Genomic DNA, 5,312 nt, shown 5'->3' on the forward strand with positions numbered 1-5,312 from the left:
GGCCCCGGCATCCGAACTTCGTTCGGATCTGCTCAAACGCCGCAGGGGCTGAATTGGGGCTGATCGTAGGGGTGGGGCAAAGTGGGCCTGTCCGGTCCCGTAGGCTGCTCCGTCGTGAGTGTGCGCACTGGATCGGGCGCGGGGCACGGCGATGACGCCGTGTGCGTCGTACGTGACCTGGTCAAGACCTACCCCGCTACGCGCGGGCGGCGCGGTGTGCCCGCGACGCCCGACGTCAGGGCCACCGACGCGATCTCGCTCGACGTACGGCGCGGGGAGATCTTCGGGCTGCTCGGGCCCAACGGCGCAGGCAAGTCGACCCTGGTGCGGCAGCTCACCGGACTGATGCGGCCCGATTCCGGGAGCGTCGAGATCCTTGGGCACGACATCGTGCGCCACCCCGAACGTGCCGCGCGGCTGCTCGCGTATCTGGGGCAGGAGTCCTCGGCGCTCGATGAGCTGACGGTCGGCCTCGCGGCCGAGACGACGGCCCGGCTGCGCGGACTTCCGTTGAAGGAGGCCCGGGTCGAGCGGGACGCCGTCCTCGACGAGCTCGGGCTCGCATCCCTCGCCTCGCGGCCGCTCAAGAAGCTCTCCGGGGGACAGCGGCGGCTCGCCTGCTTCGCCACCGCGCTGGTCGGCGAGCGCTCGCTGCTCGTGCTCGACGAGCCCACCACCGGGATGGACCCCGTCGCCCGCCGCGCCGTCTGGGCCGCCGTCGACCGGCGCCGGGCCGAACGGGGGACCACCGTGCTGCTCGTCACGCACAACGTGATCGAGGCCGAGACCGTGCTCGACCGTGTGGCCGTCCTCGAAGAAGGGCGCGTCATCGCCTGCGACACCCCGGGCGGGCTCAAGAGCGCCGTGGCCGGTGAGGTCCGCCTCGATCTCGTATGGCGTGAGAAAGCGCCGCTCGACGTGCCCGAGGTGGCCGCGCTGCGCGCCAGTGCCGAGGAGACCGGCCGGCGCTGGACGCTGCGGCTCGGTCCCGATGAGGCGCGGGCCGCGGTGGCCGCCGTCACCGGTGGCGAGGCGTTCGCGGCACTGGACGACTTCACCTTGGCCACGCCGAGCCTCGAAGACGTCTATCTCGCACTCGGCGGCCGGACCGACGGAGCAAAGGGGCTGGTGAAGGCGTGAGCGTGGTGCCTGTCGAGGCCGTCGCCGGGGCAGTCACCGCCGCCGGCAAGCGCACGGGGGAGAGTGAACTCGCCCCGCGGGCGCGGCTGCTGCCGTCGCTCGCCGCCGTGTACCGCGCCCAGCTGTCGCGGGCCCGGGTGGCCCGTATCCCGCTGCTGTTCGTGGCGACCTTCCAGTCCGTCGGGATCATGATCCTGATGCGCGGTGTGGTGGACGGCGGGTCCGAGGCACGCGCCGTCGTGGCGGGCTCTTCGGTCCTCGTCGTCGCGTTCGTGGCGCTCAATCTGCTCGCGCAGTACTTCGGGCAGCTGCGGGCCAGCGGCGGGCTCGACCACTACGCGACCCTGCCCGTACCGCCCTCGTCGGTGGTGCTCGGGGCGGCGGCCGCGTATGCCTCGTTCACCGTGCCCGGCACGATCGTCACCGCCGTTGTCGGCAGCGTCCTGTTCGGGCTGCCGCTGACGCATCTGTGGGTGCTCCTCGCCGTCATCCCGCTCGCCGGAGCCGCCCTCGCCGGGCTCGGCGCGGCGCTGGGGCTCCTGGCGCCACGGCCCGAACTGGCCACGCTGCTCGGCCAGTTGGGCATGTCCGCGGCGCTCCTGCTCGGGGTGCTGCCCGCGGACGGGATGCCCGTGCTGCTCCAGTACGCGCGGGATCTGCTGCCTTCCACGTACGGCGTCGAGGCCTTTGCCCGTACGTTCGACAGCAGCCCGGACTGGGCCGCCGTGGCGCTCGACCTCGGGATCTGCGCCGGCGTCGGGGTGGTCTCGCTGGCGGCCGCGACCTGGGCGTACCGCAAGGCCGCGGTGCGCTGACCGCGGGCCCGCGACCCCCGATCGGCGGCCCACCCCCCGGGCCCGGCGGCGAGGCCTGGCACGATGGCAGGGTGACCGCACCCCACACGCCTCCCCAGCAGCCGCACACGAACCAGCCGAGCGACCCCTGGCAGGCCCCGCCCCGGGTGCCCGCCGAGCCGTACGCGGCCGGCGGTCCCGGGCTCGCCACCGAGGTACGGGACGCCGCCCTGACCGTCCTGGGGCTCGCGGTGACCGGCATCGTGCTCGGGGTGCTCTGGGTGTGGCTCACGCCCCACGTGCCGCTGATCTCGGACGGCAAGTCCGTCTTCCTCGACGACACCGAGGGGGAGCAGGCGATCGGCGCGGACGGCACGTTCATCCTGCTCGCCCTGGCCTGCGGCGCCGTCACCGGAGCGCTGGTCTTCCTGCTGCGCCGGCACGGCGGCATCCCGCTGGTGGTCGCGCTGGCCGTCGGCGGACTGCTCGCGTCGGTGGTCGCCTGGCGGCTCGGTCTGGTCTTCGGTCCCGGCGACGATGTCGTGGCGCGCGCGAAGGCGGCCGGTGAGGGGGTGGCGTTCGACGCGCCGCTCGAGCTGAACGCCAAGGGGGCGCTGCTCGCCTGGCCGATCGCCGCGCTCGCGGTGCATCTGGCGCTCACGGCGCTGTTCGGGCCGCGGGATCCCGAGCCGGCCCAGGCGGCGGGCTGGGACGCCCCGCAGGCCCCGCAGCCCCCGCAGCCCAAGGACGGCTACGGGACGCCACAGGGTCCGAGCTAGGGCCTGGCTTTTGGGTCAGGCCCTGGCCTCGCTGCTAGGCGGGGCGCCTTCCATGGTTGGCCTTGCCCTTTTTGGTCCGCCACTTCCGCTTGCGCGTCTTCTTCGACATGTTCTCGGTACTTAACCGAGAACGGGCTCTGCGCCTAGGGGGCCCGCACGCCTCAGCCGCGGCCGATCGGCGCGAGCACCGCGTCCGTGAGGGTCGCGAGGTCCGCCGGGGACAGCTCGACCTCGAGGCCGCGGCGGCCCGCCGAGACGCAGATGGTGTCGTGCGCGGAGGCCGAGTCGTCGAGGACCGTACGCAGTTTCTTGCGCTGGCCGAGCGGGGAGATGCCGCCGCGTACGTAGCCCGTGGTCCGCTCGGCCGCCGCCGGGTCCGCCATCGCCGCGCGCTTGCCGCCGACGGCCGCGGCGAGGGCCTTGAGGTCGAGGGTGCCCGCCACGGGGACGACGGCGACGGTCAGGTCGCCGTCGACGTCCGCGACGAGTGTCTTGAAGACCCGCTCGGGCGACACGCCCATCGCCTGCGCCGCCTCCTCGCCGTACGAAGGGTGCGAGGGGTCGTGCTCGTAGCTGTGCACCGTGAACGCGGTGCCCGCGGCGGTCAGGGCCACCGTCGCCGGAGTGCCGCCGGGCTGCTGCTTCTTGGACTTCTTCGCCACCGTGGTGCTCCGCGCTTCAATTGAGGCTGGTCGGCGCCCGGGTCAGTTCGACCGCGGGCAGCGAAGGCAGGTTACGGAGCAGGGCGGTCTCGGAGCGAAGGAGTTTCAGCTCCTCGCGCAGCCGCCGCGCGGTGTCCGGGGCTTCGAGCAGGCGCTGCTTCGCCGGTACGTCGAGCACGGCCGCGGCCGCCACCAGGTACGACACCACCGAGGGCTCGTCGGGCAGCTCGGCCCCGGTGGCGAGGGAACGCTCACGGGCTCCGGCCAGGCGCTTCTGGTAGCTGCGGAAGGCCCGCAGGACGCCCTCGGCCAGCGCGCCGGCCTCCTCGCCCTGCTCCTCGGGGAGCTCTTCGAGTTCGGCGGTCAGATACTCGCCGCTCGCGTCCACCGAGACCAGACGGACGCGGGTGGTCCCGGTCGCGAGGACCTCGAAGCTGCCGTCGGCGCGCTCGCGGACGGTGGCCGCGTCCGCGATACAGCCCACCGAGTGGAATGCCTTCGCCGGGTCGTCGCCGAAGCCGGCCGCGGGCCCCTTCTCGACGGTGGCCGTCTGGTCCGGGAGGCCGGGCGCCGCGAGGGCGACCTCGTGGCCGTCGCGGATCGCCACGACGGCGAAGCGGCGCGGTTCCTCCGAGTCCTCGGGGACGGACTTCAACAGATCGCGCATCATGGCCCGATAGCGCGCCTCGAAGACGTTCAGGGGCAGCACGAGTCCCGGGAACAGCACGGTGTTCAGCGGGAAGAGCGGAAGCCGGACGGTGGTCACGACTCTCTACCTTAGTGGCCCCGAGCTGCCTGTTTGGCCGGTGTGCACAGGGGGGTCCCCGCGGCGACCTCGAGGCGGACACCGTCGCGCAGTTCGAGGAACTGGCCCAGCGGGTCGTCCGAGACGCGGTCCCAGGGGAACGAGGTGGCGTACGGGCCGATCAGGTGCAGCTGGTCCAGGGCGTCCTGCCAGCGTTCGAGGCGGATCAGGACGTACGTGAGGAGATTGCGCACCTCGGCCGGGTACGGGTCGCCGGGCTCATAGCCCGCGGAGAGCGCGATCGCGCGGTCGGCGGCGGCGTCGAGGCGCTCGCGGGGGACGGCGGAGCCGGGGCCCGTGAGGTACGCGAGGGCGGCGCGGGCCGGCAGGGCGTGGATCAGCGAGCCGGGCAGCGCGCCCTCGGCGGCCTGTTCGGCGAAGTCGAAGCACTCGCGGTGCGAGCCGTACCAGGCGGCCGAGAGGTACTGCACCGCCGAGGTGTGGCAGCCGTAGTGGTGCGAGGCGCGGTCTATGGCCTGCTGCCACAGCGCGTCGAAGACGGCACGCGAGGCATGGGTGCCGCGGGCGTGGTCGAGCGCGAGCCGCCACGGCACCGGGTCGCGGGGGTGGCCCTCGGCGGCGGCGCTGATCAACGGAGCCGCCTCGCGAAGCAGTTCTGCGTACGCGGGGGACTCCCAGGCGCGGGCGAGGGCGAGCTCGGCCTTCACCAGGAGGGCGTCCGGGTCGTACGGGCGGTCCGCGAGCCAGTGCTCGAACCAGTCGGGACGGTGGCGGGCGAAGGCGGCGAGGCGCCGGGTGTACAGGTCGCGGTTCTCCCACGCGGCCTCTTCACGGGTGGCCGCGAGGAGCGTCGCGGCGGGGCCGTACTCGTCCTGGCCCGCCGCGACGAGGGCGGGGGCGAGGCGTTCGTCGGGTGCGTCGAGCAGCACCTGGTCGTCGGCGGGCAGGCCGACGGCGAGGTGCTTGGTGTGCTTCAGCATGCGGGCGGTGCTGATGAGGGCGCGTAGCAGTGCCATGGTGCGGGGGAAGACCGGTGAGCTGGGCGGATGGTTGCTGCGGGGTGGGTAACGGTTCGGGTGCGGCGGGGTGAGGGGTGCGGGTTCGTCGCCGTCTGCGGGCCGGTTGCGCCTGCGGCGGGCGGGATTTCCCCTACCCGCCCCTTCCCGAAACC

The 5,312-nt window shown here is 73.6% G+C and carries 6 protein-coding genes; 3 read left to right on the forward strand and 3 right to left on the reverse strand.

Annotated elements, in window-relative coordinates; translation table 11 throughout:
* Positions 1-159 precede the first annotated feature (159 nt).
* From G6045_RS39030 to G6045_RS39040, 3 genes are all read left to right on the forward strand, one after another.
* Complete coding sequence (locus G6045_RS39030; RefSeq protein ID WP_165336997.1) at positions 160-1,140, forward strand: ABC transporter ATP-binding protein; 981 nt, start codon at positions 160-162, stop codon at positions 1,138-1,140.
* The gene (locus tag G6045_RS39035; RefSeq protein ID WP_165336992.1) at positions 1,137-1,955 is read left to right on the forward strand and encodes an ABC transporter permease; all 819 of its coding nucleotides are present in this window, start codon (positions 1,137-1,139) and stop codon (positions 1,953-1,955) included. The genes G6045_RS39030 and G6045_RS39035 overlap by 4 nt, the downstream gene beginning before the upstream one ends.
* Positions 1,956-2,026: 71 nt before the next feature.
* Positions 2,027-2,713: a hypothetical protein gene (locus tag G6045_RS39040; protein WP_165336993.1), complete on the forward strand. Its 687-nt coding sequence runs from the start codon at positions 2,027-2,029 to the stop codon at positions 2,711-2,713.
* 161 nt (positions 2,714-2,874) lie between these two features.
* Here G6045_RS39040 and ybaK read toward each other — a convergent pair whose 3' ends face one another.
* The 3 genes from ybaK to G6045_RS39055 are packed head-to-tail and all read right to left on the reverse strand — an operon-like array spanning position 2,875 to position 5,157.
* Complete coding sequence (gene ybaK, locus G6045_RS39045) at positions 2,875-3,375, reverse strand: Cys-tRNA(Pro) deacylase (RefSeq protein ID WP_165336994.1); 501 nt, start codon at positions 3,373-3,375, stop codon at positions 2,875-2,877.
* A gap of 16 nt (positions 3,376-3,391) precedes the next feature.
* Positions 3,392-4,141, reverse strand: a complete 750-nt coding sequence (locus G6045_RS39050; protein WP_165336995.1) for an LON peptidase substrate-binding domain-containing protein — start codon at positions 4,139-4,141, stop codon at positions 3,392-3,394.
* Between the two features lie 11 nt (positions 4,142-4,152).
* The gene (locus G6045_RS39055) at positions 4,153-5,157 is read right to left on the reverse strand and encodes a hypothetical protein (RefSeq protein WP_165336996.1); all 1,005 of its coding nucleotides are present in this window, start codon (positions 5,155-5,157) and stop codon (positions 4,153-4,155) included.
* Positions 5,158-5,312 lie beyond the last annotated feature (155 nt).

The sequence above is a fragment of the Streptomyces mesophilus genome (genome assembly GCF_011044995.1).
In the GTDB taxonomy this organism is placed as follows: Bacteria; Actinomycetota; Actinomycetes; order Streptomycetales; family Streptomycetaceae; genus Streptomyces; species Streptomyces mesophilus.

Coding starts and splice junctions, on each gene's coding strand:
- G6045_RS39055 (WP_165336996.1), bottom strand. CDS start 5,157: ATGGCACTGCTACGCGCCCTCATCAGCACCGCCCGCATGCTGAAGCAC.